Raw genomic sequence first — 16285 nt, 5'->3', positions numbered from 1 at the left:
CTGAATGGATACTCACAATGATAGCCAGGACGCGACCATGACCACCTTGACCCTTGCCAGTGCCCAAACCTGTTCCATTGCTGGCGACCTGGCGGCCAATATCCAGCGTCACATGGCATTTATGGTCGCGGCCGCCGAGCAGGGTGTGCAACTGCTGGTATTTGCGGAGTTGTCCCTGACCGGCTACGAGCCTGCGCTGGCGGCGGGGTTGGCGATTGCGCCGGACAATGCAGTGCTGGCGCCCCTGCGGGACCTGGCGCGTGAGCTGCACATGACGGTGGTGGTCGGCATGCCGATTCGCTTGCCGTCGAGCAGCGGGGTGTTGATTGGTGCCCTGGTGTTGGCGGCGGATGGTTCAATGGCGGTCTATAGCAAACAGCATCTACATCCTGGCGAAGAGGCGGCATTTGCGCCAGGTTCGGGTGGCGAGGCGTTGGTGTGGGGTGAGGACCGGATCGCGCTGGCGGTATGCGCCGACTTTTCCCACGCCAGCCATCCACAGGATGCGGCGACGCTCGGGGCTACGGTCTATGCGGCGGGTGTATTGATCAGCGAGGGTGGTTACGCCGCAGACAGTGCGTTGCTTCAGGGATACGCCGCCGAACACTCGATGGTGGTGTTGATGGCCAATCATGGCGGGCCATCCGGTGGTTGGGCGTGTGCCGGGCGCAGTGCTATCTGGGGGCCGGATGGCGAGTTGATTGCGGCTACGCCAGGTGTGGGCGATGCCCTGGTAATGGCACGCAGGGAGGCTGGCAGTTGGACCGGCTGGCAGGTCATGCTGTGACGTAATGGAGGCCACCGCGATGGCATTCACGCTCAAGGCTGCATCGGACCACCACCTGGCCTTTGCGCGCAGCCTGACCCATCAGGCTATGGACCATTACTATGGGCACTACGGTCTGACGTGGTCCGACAAAGGCTTTGATACCGCCTGGGCGGGACGGGAAAACTGGTTGATTTGCCAGGACGACAGGCAGATAGGCTTCGTCAGTCTGAGTCGGGATGACAACGCGCTGTATATTCGTGAGCTGCACATTCTCGACACTTTTCGCCGCCAGGGCGCAGGCAGTTGGGTGCTGGACCAGATGATTGCCAAGGCGTGTGCCGAAAACCGGGGGTATTTGCGATTGACGGTATTCAAGACCAATCCGGCAAAAAGGCTGTATCAGCGCCAGGGCCTGAGTATTGTTGGTGAAGAAGGTTGTTTCTGGCGCATGGAGTCCGTGTGTCTGTCGGCGCACTCGTCCCGGTAAACCTCGCGCTCGACTTGAATCGGTGCATACTGCCCTTTAGGAGTCGATCTCCTGATCATTGCCCAGGCTTTTTGCTTCGTTAACGATGATCCCGTCTTTCATGCCCAAAAGGACCGCGACCTTATGGGCTTCCCCACGCCGCCCCTTTTTGCGCCCAGCGAGCACTTGATAGGTGGTCGCCGGGTCCACGCCATGTTCCCTGGCGAATGCCTGGACCGATTTTCCTTGATGTTCCAGCCAGGCTTTGGCTTGTGCAGCGGTACGGATTCCGGGCATAGTTCAAAACCGTTCAAGTTTGTGCAAAACGAGATGACATCGTCACCTCTTGGGGTGTGCCATAAAGGATATTACATCCAAATGAGTGGAATAGGTTCGCGCTTAAGGCAAGAAAGAGAGCGGCTGGGTTTGTCGCAAAAGGTTTTTGGTGAAATAGGAGGCGTGGAGGCTAACGCCCAAGGTCGATACGAAAGTGGCGGTCGCGCGCCAAAGGCTGATTATTTATCCCGCGTTGCAGAGAAAGGTGTTGATATCCTATTTGTTTTGACAGGTAGCCCCACGCCTATCCAACTGGAAAACCTGAGCCAGGTCGAAGAAAAGGTTTTGGGTAACTATCGCGCGATGTTTAAAGAGGATCAGGATGCAATCCGCCGGCTGACCAGCACCTTGGCAGAGCATTCCTCGGTGGTGAATGGAAAATCCCCGCCGATCCCCAAGGAATCCTGACCTTTTACCCAGGAAACACCCCCGCCTGCCGCTCGGCAGGCGTTCGTAGTGTATTGAAACTCTATATATATGACGCGTTCAGCTAGGTCTGTGCCGTGGTTTTTTGCTAAGGTGTCCGGCAACCTATAAGACCATTTCGCGAGGTGTCTGCTTGATTAGGGTGCTAGTAGTCGATGACCATGATCTCGTTCGTACAGGCATTACACGAATGCTGGCTGACATCGATGGCCTGCAAGTAGTCGGTCAGGCCGAGTCGGGGGAGGAATCCCTGATCAAAGCGCGTGAATTGAAGCCCGATGTAGTCTTGATGGACGTCAAGATGCCGGGGATTGGTGGTCTTGGCGCTACCTGCAAGTTGTTGCGCAGCCATCCGGATATCAAAGTCGTCGTGGTGACGGTCTGTGAAGAAGATCCTTTTCCTACAAGGCTTCTTCAGGCGGGCGCAGCGGGCTACCTGACAAAAGGCGCAGGGCTCGCGGAAATGGTCCAGGCCATCCGCCTGGTATTCGCCGGCCAGCGTTACATCAGCCCGCAGATTGCCCAACAGCTGGCAATCAAGTCGTTTCAGCCGGTCAGTGACTCGCCTTTTGATGCCTTGTCCGAGCGCGAGATTCAGATCGCCTTGATGATTGTGGGTTGCCAGAAGGTCCAGTCGATTTCCGACAAGCTCTGCCTGTCGCCGAAAACCGTGAACACCTACCGTTATCGAATTTTCGAGAAGCTATCCATCAGCAGTGATGTGGAACTGACCTTGCTCGCGGTTCGCCACGGCATGGTGGACGCCAGCGCCTGAAATGCTAGCCACTGAAATAACCGCCGCGTTTGATCCGAGTGCATTTCTTGCGACCTGCAGTGGCCGGCCTGGCGTGTATCGCATGTTCGACGGCGAGGCGCGCCTGCTGTACGTCGGCAAGGCCAAGAACCTCAAGAAACGCCTGGCCAGCTACTTTCGCAAGACCGGCCTGGCGCCGAAGACGGCTGCGCTGGTAGGGCGTATCGCCCAGGTCGAAACCACCATCACCGCCAATGAAACCGAGGCGCTGCTGCTAGAGCAGACGCTGATCAAGGAATGGCGGCCGCCCTACAATATTCTGCTGCGTGACGATAAGTCCTACCCGTACGTGTTTCTGTCGGACGGTGACTTCCCACGCCTGAGCATCCATCGCGGGGCAAAGAAGCACAAGGGCAAGTATTTCGGTCCTTACCCTAGCGCCGGGGCGATCCGCGAGAGCCTGAGCCTGCTGCAAAAGACCTTTTTCGTGCGCCAGTGCGAAGACAGCTTTTACAAGAACCGTACCCGCCCGTGCCTGCAATACCAGATCAAGCGCTGCAAGGCGCCGTGTGTCGGGCTGGTCGAGCCCCAGGAATATGCCGAAGACGTGCGGCACTCGGTGATGTTCCTTGAAGGGCGCAGCAATGCCCTGGCGGACGAACTGTCCGGCGCCATGGAACAGGCGGCCAGTGTCCTGGACTTCGAGCGGGCTGCCGAACTGCGCGACCAGGTGTCATTGCTGCGGCGGGTGCAGGATCAGCAAAGCATGGAAGGCGGTACCGGTGACGTTGACGTGATTGCAGCCTTCGTCAATCCAGGTGGCGCCTGCGTACACCTGATCAGCGTGCGTGGCGGCCGTGTACTGGGCAGCAAGAACTTCTTTCCCCAGACGGGAATCGAGGAGGAGGTGGCCGAAGTCATGGCTGCGTTCCTCGGCCAGTACTACGTCAGCAGCCCCGAGCGCGACCTGCCGGGCGAACTGATCGTCAACGTGGTGCATGAGGATTTCCCCGCACTGATCGACGCGATCCATGCATTGCGTGGCCGCGAGCTGGACATCAGCCACCGGGTGCGCGGCACCCGGGCGCGCTGGCAGCAACTGGCGGTGACCAACGCCGAGCAGGCCCTGAGTGCTCGCCTGGCGAACCGCCAGCATGTGGCCGCGCGTTTTGAGGCACTGGCTGACGTGCTTAAGCTCGACGAGCCACCGCAACGCCTGGAGTGCTACGACATCAGCCACTCCAGCGGCGAGGCGACGGTGGCGTCCTGCGTGGTCTTTGGTCCGGAAGGGCCAATCAAGTCCGATTATCGCCGCTATAACATCGAAGGCGTCACCCCGGGCGACGACTATGCCGCCATGCACCAGGCCTTGACCCGACGCTTCAGTAAACTCAAGGACGGCGAGGGCAAGCTGCCGGATATCCTGCTGGTGGACGGTGGCAAGGGCCAGTTGTCCATGGCCCGTGACGTGCTTAACGAACTGGCGGTGCCTGACCTGATCCTGCTCGGCGTGGCCAAGGGCACGACGCGCAAGGCCGGTTTCGAAACGTTGTACTTGAATGATGCGGCCCATGAGTTCACCTTGAAGGGCGATTCACCGGCACTGCACCTGATTCAGCAGATCCGCGACGAAGCCCACCGCTTTGCCATTACCGGCCACCGCGCCCGACGTGGCAAGACTCGGCGTACTTCAACTCTTGAAGGGGTTGCAGGGGTAGGGCCAAAGCGGCGGCGTGAACTGTTGAAACATTTTGGTGGATTGCAGGAATTGTCCCGTGCCAGCATTGAAGAAATAGCCAAAGCCCCCGGTATCAGTAAAAAGCTCGCTGAGTTGATTTATGCAAACCTACACAGCGAGTAGAATGCCTTCTCACCTCGTAGCCAGTTGTGCCGATGAATATCCCTAATCTGATCACCGTTCTACGCGTCCTGCTCATTCCGATTTTCATTTTGCTGTTTTACCTGCCTTATGAATGGAGCTACATGGCCTCCAGTTCCGTCTTTGCCTTCGCGGCCGCGACCGACTGGCTGGACGGCTACCTGGCACGACGCCTGGAGCAGAGCACGCCGTTTGGCGCGTTCCTCGACCCTGTGGCTGACAAGCTGATGGTCGCCGTGGCATTGGTGCTGCTCGTCCAAGAGCACGGCAATCTGTGGCTGACCCTGCCTGCCGCCGTGATCATCGGTCGCGAGATCGTCGTCTCGGCCTTGCGCGAATGGATGGCCGAAATTGGTGCCCGCGCCCACGTAGCCGTGTCCAATATGGGCAAATGGAAAACTGCCGCACAAATGCTGGCGCTGGTGATCCTGCTGGCCAACCCGTCGAACTTCACCTTCTGGGTGCTGTTGGGCTACGCCTTGCTGCTGATCGCCGCCGGCCTGACCCTGTGGTCCATGCTGCAATACCTGCGCGCCGCGTGGCCGCATCTGCGCACGACCGTGGAAAAGAAATAAAACTTTTTTGAATCAAGGGGTTGACGGGTGGTGAGGATTCTATAGAATGCGCATCACCAAGACGCGGGAATAGCTCAGTTGGTAGAGCACGACCTTGCCAAGGTCGGGGTCGCGAGTTCGAGTCTCGTTTCCCGCTCCAAAATTTGATCCACAGATGTACACTGTCCACTGTACGCTGGGATCCACGAAATAGACGCTTAGGCGTCTTTTTTCGTTTCTGCGGGAAACTACTGGGATCCAGGGTGATCCGGTATATTTAAGTAGTCTGGTAAGTAGTTTTTACGGAACGACTAGAAAATGTATTTGGGCTGGGTCACTTCAGGGTACCGGACGAGCATCGGGTGCTGACTCTTTAACAGGAGCTCACCATGCACTCTCGGAATTCACTATTCGGCACGCCCAGCCTACGGGTAAACGATACATGCTCGGCGGCTTTGACGGCTTGTCACTCTGGGTGACTGCAGCTGGCAGCAAATGCTGGTTGTTCCGCTACTATTGGGCCGGCCGACAAGTATGCATGTCCTTTGGCATGTATCCCGCCGTCAGCTTGAAAGAAGCGCTTACCCGCCACGATCTGCTGGCCATCCTCAGCACCATCGAACAACGCAAAGCCTTCACCATGGCTGAAAATTGCCGAACCTGGTTCAACCAGCTGTTTCGCTATGTCCTGTTAAAAGTCGAAGGTATGGAACTCAATCCTGCTTCAGACCTGGACGTTGTCGCGCTGCCCAAGGGAGGAAGGTGGTGCCCGCCATCGCTGAGGCGATGACTGTTCGCGCTAGGGGCACGGGGCGAACGAGGGGGTAACGCAGCAGGGCTGCGCAGCGGCCTTGAAATCTCCGACCGCCTGGCATGATTTACAGGCCTATAGTCATTTGCGCGGACTATTCGATGTGGGCTTAATCCGGCACTCGCCATCTCCGCGTTGTTTGTCTTAGGTTCAAAGGCAAGGCCTGAACCTATCTTGGGTAGAGCGGTGCTTATGCTAATGTGCCACTACGGATTGTATGGCGAATATGGAGATTAGGTATGGGATGGAAAGGGACTGTTCGTTCGTTGAAGGCATCAGCCAGAAGATCGGAGCGTAATGCCCATCGCCGCCAACGTGACCTTGAGCGTCAAAGTAAAGAGTACGCTCGGATGGAGGCGCTTGAACAAGCAGCCTATGAGGTTGATGTCTACGAAAATCACCTTGAAGTCCTTCTGTCCATGCATAAAGAGTGTGGCGAGACCATCAACTGGGGCCGTTTGCTTTCGAAGCTCGAACCCAAATCTCCACAGAAAAATGATCGCTTTGAGCAAGAGGCCGTACAGGATGTCAGGGATTACCGACCTGGTTTCTGGAGCCGATTGTTCAAGCTGGATGCTCGCCAACGAGCGGTCCTGCAACTAAAGGTTGAGGCTGGCCAGGCAGAGGACCGCAATCGTTACCAAGCAGCGCTGACTGAGTGGGAAAACACTCATTCGGAATGGATGCAAGAGCGCGACTTGGCCAAGCGCATTCTCGATGGCGATCGTCAGGCAAAGCTCGATGCCATCGAGGTGTTTGAGCCTTTTACGGAGATATCGCTGCTCGGTTCAGCCATTCAGATGACGGTGCATGAACACGCTATCCTCGAGTCCCGGCTCTCGATTCATGGTTCTGATGTCATCCCGACAGAGATCAAGTCACTTCTGAAAAGCGGTAAGTTGTCGGCCAAGGCCATGCCGATCGGACGCTTCAATGACCTTCATCAGGACTACGTTTGCAGCTGCGCCTTGCGAGTAGGGCGGGAGCTGCTGGCGGTCCTGCCGGATGATCTTGTGATCGTCACGGCAATGGATAATGTACTCAATGGCGCAACGGGCCATATGCAAGAGCTGCCGATCCTCAGCGTCGCGTTTTCCCGATCGACCATGGACGCGCTCAACCTCGATGCAATTGATCCATCTGACGCCATGAAGAATTTTGTTCACAACATGAGCTTCAAGAAGACCCTCGGTTTCGCGCCGGTGGCGGTACTTGACGCAGCACGGTTCTCTGTCGGTGCTTGACTGACTTGAAGAGGGGGGCGTTATGAGATGCATCGGAATGGTTTTAATCGTATGTCTTGGCGTTTCGCTGTCCTCAACAGTCAATGCTGAGTGCTTCGGCGAGGACGAATACATGGTCTGCTCGGACGTTTAACCGGACGCAGATGGCGATATCCACGCCCAGTCCTGGGATACCGAAGGGAATACCTATCACCTGGATACCGAGACGCGGCCCTATGCAAATGGTCACGTGGTCGAGTCGAGCGACAGCGAAGGGAATAGCTATTCAATCAAGTCTTGGAGTGATAGCAGCGGCGCTCACACCGAAGACAGCGAGGGGAACGTCTGTACGATCACCCCTACTGGCCAGATGATTGGTTGCGGGCAGTAAAAAGGTCCCTATGCCGCTCGATTCATCGCTCAACATGCCATGCAGCTCACCACCAAAAAACGGGATGAACTTCGATGATTTATCAGTGCAACGGATGCAACAGGACCACCTTCGAAACGGCATGCCCGTGGTGTACGAACTCTGAGTTGTCGCCCTCGTCTGAATTGAGTACTCGACATCTCACTCCTTTAGATCCTTCGTTTTACCCAGACTTCCAATACCGGTCGAAAGGTTTGATCAAAGACTTTCTGGGCAAAAAGAAGGAACAGGCCCAACTCAACGATTTACTGAATAACGTGTTGAGAAAATACGCAGAGCTGAAGCAGCCGTATTTCACCAATTTTATTCACACCACGCGTGAGGGCACGAGCGGTCGTGATGACGCCGAAGCGCTTGGGCCGAGGATGGATGGTGTTTATACGGAGAGGGAACTGTTCCGGGAGGTCTTGATTCGCAAAGGCTTTGATGAGCTGGAACAGCTTCCTTCGCTCTTGGATAAGCTGCTTCTGACAACATCGTTCAACTCGGTTTATTTGGGCTTTTCCAGAGAGCTTAGCCGGCATATCAAAGCCAACCTCTCTGACACTTTGAGGTCATGGATCGAGGAAGCAGGCACCACATTTCGAGCGGATCTGGCGCTGTTTTACTACTACCTGTGGGAGAACCAGGTCGATTATTCCGGTATTCAATTCAATCCGCTGGCGACTTCCGCGGCCGGTACGCCGTTGCTACCGATGCAGGCGTTCCGACAAGGTCTTAGCCTGTGCGAGACGATTTACTTCGATATCTTGGTGGAGCGACTGGCAAGTCAGCTCGAGCACTTCAACCCCAATCGCTTCATTACGATGTATCTCGTCGACGGAATGGATGGTTTCCAGTTTGAAGCGTTTTTGGTTGAGATCTTTCAAACCATTGGCTACGACGTCAAGGAAACCAAAAAAACAGCGGATCAAGGTGCTGACCTATTTGTGAGTCGCTTCGGCAAGAACATGGTTATTCAAGCGAAAAACTACACCGGTTCTGTGGGCAACTCCGCCGTTCAGCAGGCGATTTCCGCCAAGGCGTTCTATGGCTGTGATGAGGCGATGGTGGTTACAAATTCCTATTTCACCCGATCTGCCAAGGAGTTAGCCAGCACGGCGGCCGTGCGGCTGGTTGATCGCGAGGGTCTTCAACATTATTTGGATGACTATAACCAGAAGCTGATTGAGATGTTTCAGGCTGAAGAAGCTGGATATTGAAGGGGCTTAGGCATGGGGGGCTGGGCTGTTCGCAGGACGCATCTGGATGATTTCCGCTTTGAGGCGCTCCTCCGCGTACATCTTCTTAAAGCGCCGGTTTTCCTCCTCAAACTCGCGCAATCGAGCCACCAGTGACGCATCCATGCCGCCGAACTTGGTTCGCCACTTGTAAAAGGTGGCAGAGCTGATGCCGTGTTCGCGACACAGCTAGGGGCCGGACTACCAGCTTCGGCTTGCTTGAGGATGGCGATGATTTGGCTGTCTGAAAAACGTGATGTTTTCACGCAAAATTTTCTTGATCCGGTTAGGAAAAAATTCTACTTCTGGTGAGTGCTTTTTTCAGGGGGGATTACCTTTGGAATAGGCTAAGGTTGACGAAGCGACTAAGCGCCCATAGAAATTTTACGAAAAAATTACGGGTGGAGACGTTTTGGCGCCGCGATACTGCGCGGCGCTAACTTGCCAGGTTATTGTTTATGTCCCACGCGGCAATACGACTCATCGGCTTTGTCTTAGGTCTGTTTCTGATTACGTTGGCCATCAGCATGGTTATCCCCATGATCACCTTGGTGGTCTATGAGCGCAGCGACGATTTGTCCGCCTTTCTTTGGTCCAGTTTGATTACACTCATCTGCGGCCTCTCGCTGGTCATGCGAGGGCGCCCAGAGACCGCTCAACTTCGCCCAAGGGACATGTACCTGCTGACGACCGCCAGTTGGCTGGTGGTGTGTATCTTCGCGGCGTTGCCAATGGAGTTTATCAGTCACATCAGTTACACCGACGCCTTTTTTGAAACGATGTCTGGCATCACAACCACCGGCTCAACGGTGTTGAGTGGTTTGGACACAGCCTCGCCGGGGCTTTTGATCTGGCGATCGATGCTTCACTGGTTGGGAGGGATCGGTTTTATCGGCATGGCCGTGGCGATTCTTCCGCTGCTGCGAGTAGGGGGCATGCGGCTGTTCCAGACAGAGTCTTCAGACTGGTCTGAAAAAGTGACGCCGCGCTCGCATGTGGCAGCCAAATACATTCTTTTTCTCTATTTGGGGCTCACGGGCGTCGGCACGCTCGCGCTCTGGGTTGCCGGGATGACGCCATTTGATGCCGTCAATCACGCCATGTCGTTGATTTCTACCGGTGGTTTCTCGACGTCGGACGCCTCGCTTGGGCATTGGACACAGCCTGCTATTCACTGGGTGGCAGTTGCCATCATGATTCTGGGTAGCCTGCCTTTTACGTTATACGTCGCGACATTACGCGGCCATCGGCGCGCGCTGCTGAAGGATCACCAGGTTCGTGGATTTATTGGGTTCTTGGTCTTCGCGTGGCTGGCGGTAGGTACTTGGCTTTGTCTTCACAGCGATTACGGATGGTGGGATGCATTTCGTATCGTGGCGGTGAATGTGACATCGGTTGTCACCACCACCGGCGTCGCCGTCGGCGATTACACCGTATGGGGCAGTTTCTCCGTGTTGCTTTTTTTCTATTTGACCTTTGTAGGGGGCTGCTCAGGTTCCACGGCGGGGGGTCTTAAAATCTTCCGTTTTCAAGTAGCGGCAACTTTACTGGTGAGCAGTTTGAAGCAACTGATCCACCCACGCGCCGTGATTCAGAAAAAGTACAATGGCCACCCCATCGACGAAGAGATCTTACGTTCGCTTTTGACGTTCTCATTCTTTTTCACCATCACGATTGCTGTGATTGCCTTGGGCTTGAGTCTGATTGGGCTGGATTGGACAACGGCGTTGAGCGGTGCCGCTACGGCGGTGTGTAACGTCGGGCCTGGGCTTGGCACAATCATTGGGCCGGCCGGTAACTTTTCATCACTGCCGGATGCCGCCAAATGGCTATTGACCATAGGCATGCTACTTGGACGGCTGGAAATCCTGACAGTGTTAGTGCTCATAACGCCGGTATTCTGGAGATATTGAGTGTTCACTGTTGATAGGCTGGAGCCAAGATAGAGGGTCAGCACTCAGGGCCGTCGCGATGCTAAGCGCCGATGCATGTGCGACCCAAAGGCTACTCGGTGATCCCATTTTAGCGTGCAGTAATCCTTCCATGCCATCTCAACCATCTCTGAAATTTCCCGATGGAACGCCAGGGTCACGCGTTTCAGCTCTTGGGGAGACTGCGAAATCATTGTCAGCGTCAGCTCCCACACTTCTACCCCAAGCCTTGCGGCCTCTTGTTCAAAGGCCGATTCGATACACATTTTCTTTTCAGCCTGACTCAGTCCCTGTACAGCGTCATTGAGGGATGAATCGCCTTCGAAGAATTTTGAAAGCGCGAGTTCTTTGCGTAGATCATCGGAGTTCATGACCTTCTCCTCACTACTCACGTTACCTGGACCTCATCGAACCAACTGCGGACCGTCCGGGTAAAAAACAAATGCACGGTATCCCACCAGCGTCGCCACCAATGACCTTGCTCTGCGTCCACCAGGACCACCAATGGGCGACTCCCCAGTTTATGCTCGGCATCGAACAGATCGAGCCTTCCGATGACCGTGCCTGCCGTGATAGGGGCCTCGATGGGACCATCAAACGCCAGGCGCATCTCGACGTCCCGATTTTTATTCTTGGGCAGCGTGAGGGTCATGTCTTCAAGCAAGCCCACATTCACGTAGGGTTGTATGCCTTTCCAGAGCGCGACCTGCGAGAGTACTTCGCCACCTCTCTTATAGGTTTGGGTGTCGTAGAAGCGAAAGCCGTACCCCATCAGCTTTTCTGTTTCTGTCGTACGCTTGTGGGCGCTACTGGCGCCCAGAACTGCGCTGATTAAACGTTGCCCATCTCGCTGTGCGGAGGCTACCAAGCAGTAGCCCGCGGCCTTTGTGTGCCCGGTCTTCAAGCCGTCGTACGTGGTATTACGCCACAAAAGCGTATTGCGGTTGGATTGCTGAATGCCGTTCCAGGTGAAGGTTTTCTTGGCGTAAAGAGGGTAGTAGGTGGTCCCTTCGTTGATGACTTTTCGAGCCAGGGTCGCCATGTCACGCGCGGAGGAATAGTGCTCCGGGTCCGGTAGGCCGGTGGAGTTCATAAAGTGGGTGTTGAGCATTCCCAGTGTTGAAGCGGTTGAGTTCATCATCCCGACAAACCCGGCTTCGCTTCCAGCGATATGTTCGGCCAGCGCCACGCTCGCGTCATTGCCGGAGTCGATGATCACGCCGCTTAGCAAATCGTGAACCGAAGCAGAGCTGCCGGGCTTGAGAAACATCCGTGAGCCAACTGTACGCCAGGCATTTTCGCTCACGACGACCTCATCATTTGCGCTTATCAGGCCAGACTCAAGCTCATGCGTCGTGATGTACGCAGTCATTAACTTGGTCAGGCTGGCCGGTGGTAGGCGTGCATCACTGTTGTGGCTGGTAATGACCCTGTTCGTTTCCGCGTCTATGAGTATCCAGGCTTCGGCGCCCAGCTTCGGCGCAGCGGGGATCATTGTCCCCAGGGTTGCGTTGGCAGCCAGAGCTGCATTCGCCCAAAGAAGCGGTGGTGTTACACAGAGCACGGTTAACACACGCAGGAACAACAGATATTTCACAAGCAAAAGGCCTTGGGTCAGCAATATGTGCTGCCAAGCTAGGCCTGGGTGCCGAGGCGCTCAAATTAACCAGTATTAAGTTAAATTTAATGTTCAGGTACAGATCGATCCGTGGCTTGACCGCTGAACATCGGGCATTGAACCAATACGCGCGTTCCCCTGCCCGAGGCACCGGGGTGGATATCCAGTGTGTATCCGTGCAATTTCACGATGGCGGCGACTAACGACAGGCCTAAGCCATGGCCTGGGTTTATCTGGCTTCCCTCGCCGCGATAGAGCCGGCGAATGACATGCGTACGGTCCGCTTCAGGGATGCCGGTACCATCGTCGACGACTTCAATAATGACGGCTGAGTCCTTGATGCTCCCCCGTAATTCGATATGGCCGCCCTCCGGGGTAAATTTAATGGCGTTATCGAGCAGATTGACCAGCGCTTCGAACAGTAACGATGAGTCGCCATACACTTGGGGACAATCGCTGGGAATGTCCAGCGAAAGCGTTTGGGCGCGGTCCAGTGCCATCGGCTCGTAAAACTCATGCGCCTGTTTCAACAACGTCATGATCGGGAAGGGTGCAAAGGCAGAGCGGCGACGAATATCCTCAAGCTCAGCGACCCGCAGCAGTCCCTGAAAGCGCACCATGATCGACTCGCTCTCCTCAAACGCCTGATTCAAGGTCTGCTTATGTTCTAGGGCCAGCGGCAACTGCTGGAGCTGATAGAGCCGTGCGCGTAAGCGTGTCAAGGGTGTGCGCAAATCATGGGCAATACCGTCGCAGACGCTTTTCACCTCATGCATCAACTGCTCTATGTGATCAAGCATCGTATTGACGGCGTTGGCCAGCATATCCAGTTCATCGCGGCGTGCTGACAACGGCAAACGCTCAGCCAAGTTGCCCGAAACGATACTTTCGGTACACAGCTGCAGGCGTTTGACACGGCGCAATGGGCGACGTCGCAGCAAGCGCCAGCCAATCAAACCGGGGATAAGGGTTAATGACAACCCCCACATCAGGGCCTGCTCAATAATGCCACCCACGGCGGAAATCGACCCGCCGTCACGTGCCAGAATCAGGATATGTCCGTCAGGGCGCCGTGCCAGCAAGGCATAGCTGCTTCGGGTTTCGGTGCTGGGTAACGCAATGCTCAGGCCGCGCTCAAGGTAGTGAACCTGGCCGTCGTCGGGTAGGTTGGAGCGCAGTTTCAGCAGGTCGCCGGCGACATGGGTGCCATCGGGTGCAAATAAACCGTAGGCGTCGATCCCGGGGGTCGAGTAAGCCTCACTCGCCGCCAGCTCGTCGAGCAGTTTCGAGTCGTCGATCTTTTGATAATAGTGGGCGCGTTGCAGCAACGTACGCTCGGCAACTGTGCCCAGATAGTGGGAGATTTCCCAGTAAAGCACGCCGGTAAAGAGCGCTCCCCAGGCCACGAAAAACACCGCGTAAAACCCGATCAACCGACTACCGGACGAGCGCCATTCCTCATTTTTTGGTTGCGAGGACATAACCAGCACCGCGTATTGTATGGATCACAGGTGAGTTTTCGTCGCTTTCCAGCTTCTTGCGCAGCCGACCGATGTGCACATCAATGATGTTTGTTCCGGGGTCAAAGTGATAGCCCCAGACGCCTTCAAACAGCATGGTGCGAGTGACCAGTTGGCCGGCACTGCGCATCAGGTAGTTGAGCAGTTTGAACTCGGTGGGCAGCAACTGGATGTCCTCATCATTGCGCGTCAGCTTGTGCTCCACTAAGTCCAGTCGCAGGTTGCCACAACTGAGGTGCGGGTTACTCAGATCTGCGGCAGTGCGTCTTAGCAATGCGTCAAGGCGTGCGACCATCTCGACCGCCGAAAAGGGCTTGGTCAGGTAGTCATCGCCGCCCGCACGAAGTCCCAGGACGCGCTCATCCACGTCCGAAAGAGCGCTGATCATCAGGACCGGCGTCTGAATCCCAAGACTGCGCAAGGTGCTGACAATCGTCAGCCCGTCAAAGTCCGGCAGCATGCGATCCAGCGTAATGGCGTCGTAGCCGCCTGCAATCGCCAAGGCCAATCCCTCGCGTCCAGTGGCGGCCCACTTTGAGCTGAAACCGTGGCGTTGGAGTTCAGCGACGATGATTTCGGCCGTCACCTGATCGTCTTCAATGACCAACGCATTACTCATGACTTCCTCCATTTGTACTTATTTTTCGGCGCTCCCGACTCAATGCCGACACCCAGTGCAAGCGAACCTTATTGTTCCAAGTTGCGCGCGAATACTAACTATTTCTTAACCCACCTTAACCCGGTCATTTCGCCTGCACGGATATATTCGCAATAACAGCCGAACGCGTTGACAGACATGAGGGTAAATAATGACAACCTATCTGGCTTTCTTCTTGCTGACATTCGCTTTGGTAGGCGCTCACACAAATTGGCTTACCCACAAAATAAAGTCGACGTGATGGGGCCACTGAGCCGGGAGTGAATAGCTATAGTTATCTGGTCACTGCCGGTTGGACGTGACCGTTTAACCCGTTAATCTTGTTTTTGCATGTTATTGAACCTCAACAACGGGAATCCGCTCGGGTGATCAAACCGATATTGCTGATACGTCGTCGCTTTGCCTCGATCCGATGGCGTACTCGGGTGACACTCTGGGTCGCTGCTACCCTCGCAGGATTGCTGGTAGTGATGTTCGCCCGGTTGGCTGACCTGGCGCTGATGCAGTTCGCCCAACAGGCCGCCGCCCGGCCATGGCTGCCGTTTATCTACACGCCGCTGATCGGCATGTTTGTGGTGTGGATGACCTCGCGTTTTTTTACAGGGGCTCAAGGTAGCGGTATTCCCCAGGTGATCGCGGCTACGCGGTTGGCCCACCAAGGCAAGTCCGTGAATAAGTTGGTGTCGTTGCGTCTGGCCTTCGCCAAGATAGGCCTCGGTACCCTGGCCCTGACCGGAGGTTTTTCAGCGGGGCGAGAAGGGCCTTCGGTGCAAGTCGCCGCCTCGATCATGCATTTCTTTCATCGTTACCTGCCCAACGCACGCATCATTCGCCCTGAAGACCTTATCCTGGCCGGTGGCGCGGCGGGTATTGCCGCCGCCTTCAACACGCCCTTGGCCGGTGTGGCCTTTGCGGTAGAGGAGCTGGGGCGCAAGTTGGAAACCCGCACCAGCGGGGTGTTGCTCAGCACGATCATTTTGTCGGGGATGGTCGCAATTGCCTTGCAGGGCAACTACAACTATTTCGGGCACTTCGACGTACAAGAGGCCAATCTCGATATCGTTGTTCCGGTACTGGCGATTGGTATTGGCTGTGGCGTTATGGGGGGGTTGTTCAGTCGGATGCTCCTGTGGCCACAGCGGTATCGCAGTTTTGTCGTCTGGGAATGGCGCCGCCTGCATCCAGTCTGGTTCGCAGGTGGCTGCGGCATGATCGTGGCGATTCTCGGTTGGCTCAGCGGTGGGATGTCCTTTGGCAGCGGTTACGGGATCACCTCCCAGATCATCGTGTCCGATGTTGGTTTGCCGTGGCACGCTCCGATTACGCGTTTTCTTGCGACCGTCGTGACTTATTTTTCCGGCATACCGGGCGGTATTTTTGCCCCCTCTTTGGCGGTAGGCGCCGCTGTCGGTGCCAATGTCGCTGAATACTTCGCCTTGGCGGCACAGCCCATCATTGCACTGTGCATGGTGGGGTTTCTGGCAGCAGTCACGCAATCGCCGATCACCTCTGCAATCATCGTGATGGAGATGATCGACAGCCATGGCATGGTCATCAGTCTGATGGCTGTTGCACTGATTGCCAAAGCAGTCAGTGCCAGGATGGGCCCCGAGCTCTATCAGCAGTTGGCGCGTGGCTTTCTGCAATCGGACGGCAGTGGCGCCGCCGCGCAAAAAGTCAACACGTAGAT

Annotated in this window: 15 protein-coding genes, 1 tRNA gene and 2 pseudogenes; 12 read left to right on the top strand and 6 right to left on the bottom strand. The window is 55.8% G+C overall.

Going from position 1 to position 16285, the window contains the following annotated elements; genetic code table 11:
- The first annotated feature begins 37 nt into the window (after positions 1 to 37).
- Together JTY93_RS14845 and JTY93_RS14840 are read left to right on the top strand one after the other, a co-directional pair.
- Positions 38 to 787, top strand: coding sequence for a carbon-nitrogen hydrolase family protein (locus JTY93_RS14845; RefSeq protein WP_205478291.1), 750 nt, complete (start codon positions 38 to 40; stop codon positions 785 to 787).
- A 19-nt stretch (positions 788 to 806) separates the two neighbouring features.
- The gene (locus tag JTY93_RS14840) at positions 807 to 1256 is read left to right on the top strand and encodes a GNAT family N-acetyltransferase (RefSeq protein WP_205478292.1); all 450 of its coding nucleotides are present in this window, start codon (positions 807 to 809) and stop codon (positions 1254 to 1256) included.
- A gap of 36 nt (positions 1257 to 1292) precedes the next feature.
- On the opposite strand, the gene JTY93_RS14835 is transcribed toward JTY93_RS14840, so the two are convergent.
- The gene (locus JTY93_RS14835) at positions 1293 to 1532 is read right to left on the bottom strand and encodes a BcepMu_gp16 family phage-derived protein (RefSeq protein ID WP_205478293.1); all 240 of its coding nucleotides are present in this window, start codon (positions 1530 to 1532) and stop codon (positions 1293 to 1295) included.
- Positions 1533 to 1613: 81 nt separating this feature from the next.
- On the opposite strand from JTY93_RS14835, the gene JTY93_RS14830 reads away from it, so the two are divergent.
- The 8 genes and pseudogenes from JTY93_RS14830 (at position 1614) to JTY93_RS14795 (ending at position 8850) form a co-directional block, all read left to right on the top strand.
- Positions 1614 to 1979, top strand: a complete 366-nt coding sequence (locus tag JTY93_RS14830) for a helix-turn-helix domain-containing protein (RefSeq protein WP_205478294.1) — start codon at positions 1614 to 1616, stop codon at positions 1977 to 1979.
- 151 nt (positions 1980 to 2130) lie between these two features.
- Positions 2131 to 2772, top strand: a complete 642-nt coding sequence (gacA, locus tag JTY93_RS14825) for a response regulator transcription factor GacA (RefSeq protein WP_029293774.1) — start codon at positions 2131 to 2133, stop codon at positions 2770 to 2772.
- Between the two features lie 16 nt (positions 2773 to 2788).
- Positions 2789 to 4612, top strand: coding sequence for an excinuclease ABC subunit UvrC (gene uvrC, locus JTY93_RS14820; RefSeq protein WP_205478304.1), 1824 nt, complete (start codon positions 2789 to 2791; stop codon positions 4610 to 4612).
- Between the two features lie 32 nt (positions 4613 to 4644).
- Positions 4645 to 5205, top strand: a complete 561-nt coding sequence (gene pgsA, locus JTY93_RS14815; protein ID WP_029293776.1) for a CDP-diacylglycerol--glycerol-3-phosphate 3-phosphatidyltransferase — start codon at positions 4645 to 4647, stop codon at positions 5203 to 5205.
- Positions 5206 to 5268: 63 nt separating this feature from the next.
- Positions 5269 to 5344, top strand: a tRNA-Gly gene (locus JTY93_RS14810).
- Between the two features lie 282 nt (positions 5345 to 5626).
- Positions 5627 to 5938: pseudogene (locus JTY93_RS14805) on the top strand (Arm DNA-binding domain-containing protein); the annotation flags it as partial.
- A 296-nt stretch (positions 5939 to 6234) separates the two neighbouring features.
- Positions 6235 to 7239: a hypothetical protein gene (locus tag JTY93_RS14800; protein ID WP_094952065.1), complete on the top strand. Its 1005-nt coding sequence runs from the start codon at positions 6235 to 6237 to the stop codon at positions 7237 to 7239.
- Positions 7240 to 7683: 444 nt separating this feature from the next.
- Positions 7684 to 8850 carry a restriction endonuclease gene (locus JTY93_RS14795; protein WP_205478296.1) on the top strand — a complete coding sequence of 389 codons (1167 nt, stop codon included), beginning with the start codon at positions 7684 to 7686 and terminating at the stop codon, positions 8848 to 8850.
- Positions 8851 to 8892: 42 nt separating this feature from the next.
- Here the strand turns inward: JTY93_RS14795 and JTY93_RS14790 are convergent.
- Positions 8893 to 9134, bottom strand: a pseudogene (locus JTY93_RS14790) (transposase); the annotation flags it as partial.
- Between the two features lie 192 nt (positions 9135 to 9326).
- Between JTY93_RS14790 and JTY93_RS14785 the strand changes: the two are divergent.
- Positions 9327 to 10781: a TrkH family potassium uptake protein gene (locus tag JTY93_RS14785; RefSeq protein WP_205478297.1), complete on the top strand. Its 1455-nt coding sequence runs from the start codon at positions 9327 to 9329 to the stop codon at positions 10779 to 10781.
- Positions 10782 to 10825: 44 nt separating this feature from the next.
- Here JTY93_RS14785 and JTY93_RS14780 read toward each other — a convergent pair whose 3' ends face one another.
- From JTY93_RS14780 to JTY93_RS14765, 4 genes are all read right to left on the bottom strand, one after another.
- Entirely contained in the window at positions 10826 to 11170 is a 345-nt protein-coding gene (locus JTY93_RS14780) for a DUF6388 family protein (RefSeq protein WP_240344496.1), read from the bottom strand.
- A gap of 17 nt (positions 11171 to 11187) precedes the next feature.
- A complete protein-coding gene (locus JTY93_RS14775) occupies positions 11188 to 12387 on the bottom strand; it encodes a D-alanyl-D-alanine carboxypeptidase family protein (RefSeq protein WP_240344497.1) in 1200 nt (399 codons plus the stop codon).
- 95 nt (positions 12388 to 12482) lie between these two features.
- On the bottom strand, positions 12483 to 13898 hold the full coding sequence (locus JTY93_RS14770) for a sensor histidine kinase (protein WP_205518874.1): 1416 nt from the start codon (positions 13896 to 13898) through the stop codon (positions 12483 to 12485).
- Positions 13876 to 14556: a response regulator transcription factor gene (locus JTY93_RS14765; RefSeq protein ID WP_094952071.1), complete on the bottom strand. Its 681-nt coding sequence runs from the start codon at positions 14554 to 14556 to the stop codon at positions 13876 to 13878. Before JTY93_RS14765 ends, JTY93_RS14770 begins: the two co-directional genes overlap by 23 nt.
- Before the next feature lie 404 nt (positions 14557 to 14960).
- Between JTY93_RS14765 and JTY93_RS14760 the strand changes: the two genes are divergently transcribed.
- Positions 14961 to 16283: a chloride channel protein gene (locus tag JTY93_RS14760; RefSeq protein ID WP_205478299.1), complete on the top strand. Its 1323-nt coding sequence runs from the start codon at positions 14961 to 14963 to the stop codon at positions 16281 to 16283.
- The last annotated feature ends 2 nt before the right edge of the window (positions 16284 to 16285 follow it).

It is taken from the genome of Pseudomonas hygromyciniae (assembly GCF_016925675.1).
Taxonomy (GTDB): Bacteria; Pseudomonadota; Gammaproteobacteria; order Pseudomonadales; family Pseudomonadaceae; genus Aquipseudomonas; species Aquipseudomonas hygromyciniae.
This window is presented reverse-complemented; position numbering and strand designations above follow the sequence as displayed.

What these genes read in the sequence shown, in the direction of transcription:
- JTY93_RS14845 (WP_205478291.1), top strand. Translation starts at nt 38, where the DNA reads ATGACCACCTTGACCCTTGCCAGTGCCCAAACCTGTTCCATTGCTGGC.
- JTY93_RS14840 (WP_205478292.1), top strand. Translation starts at nt 807, where the DNA reads ATGGCATTCACGCTCAAGGCTGCATCGGACCACCACCTGGCCTTTGCG.
- JTY93_RS14835 (WP_205478293.1), bottom strand. Translation starts at nt 1,532, where the DNA reads ATGCCCGGAATCCGTACCGCTGCACAAGCCAAAGCCTGGCTGGAACAT.
- JTY93_RS14830 (WP_205478294.1), top strand. Translation starts at nt 1,614, where the DNA reads ATGAGTGGAATAGGTTCGCGCTTAAGGCAAGAAAGAGAGCGGCTGGGT.
- pgsA (WP_029293776.1), top strand. Translation starts at nt 4,645, where the DNA reads ATGAATATCCCTAATCTGATCACCGTTCTACGCGTCCTGCTCATTCCG.
- JTY93_RS14800 (WP_094952065.1), top strand. Translation starts at nt 6,235, where the DNA reads ATGGGATGGAAAGGGACTGTTCGTTCGTTGAAGGCATCAGCCAGAAGA.
- JTY93_RS14795 (WP_205478296.1), top strand. Translation starts at nt 7,684, where the DNA reads ATGATTTATCAGTGCAACGGATGCAACAGGACCACCTTCGAAACGGCA.
- JTY93_RS14785 (WP_205478297.1), top strand. Translation starts at nt 9,327, where the DNA reads ATGTCCCACGCGGCAATACGACTCATCGGCTTTGTCTTAGGTCTGTTT.
- JTY93_RS14780 (WP_240344496.1), bottom strand. Translation starts at nt 11,170, where the DNA reads ATGAACTCCGATGATCTACGCAAAGAACTCGCGCTTTCAAAATTCTTC.
- JTY93_RS14770 (WP_205518874.1), bottom strand. Translation starts at nt 13,898, where the DNA reads ATGTCCTCGCAACCAAAAAATGAGGAATGGCGCTCGTCCGGTAGTCGG.
- JTY93_RS14765 (WP_094952071.1), bottom strand. Translation starts at nt 14,556, where the DNA reads ATGAGTAATGCGTTGGTCATTGAAGACGATCAGGTGACGGCCGAAATC.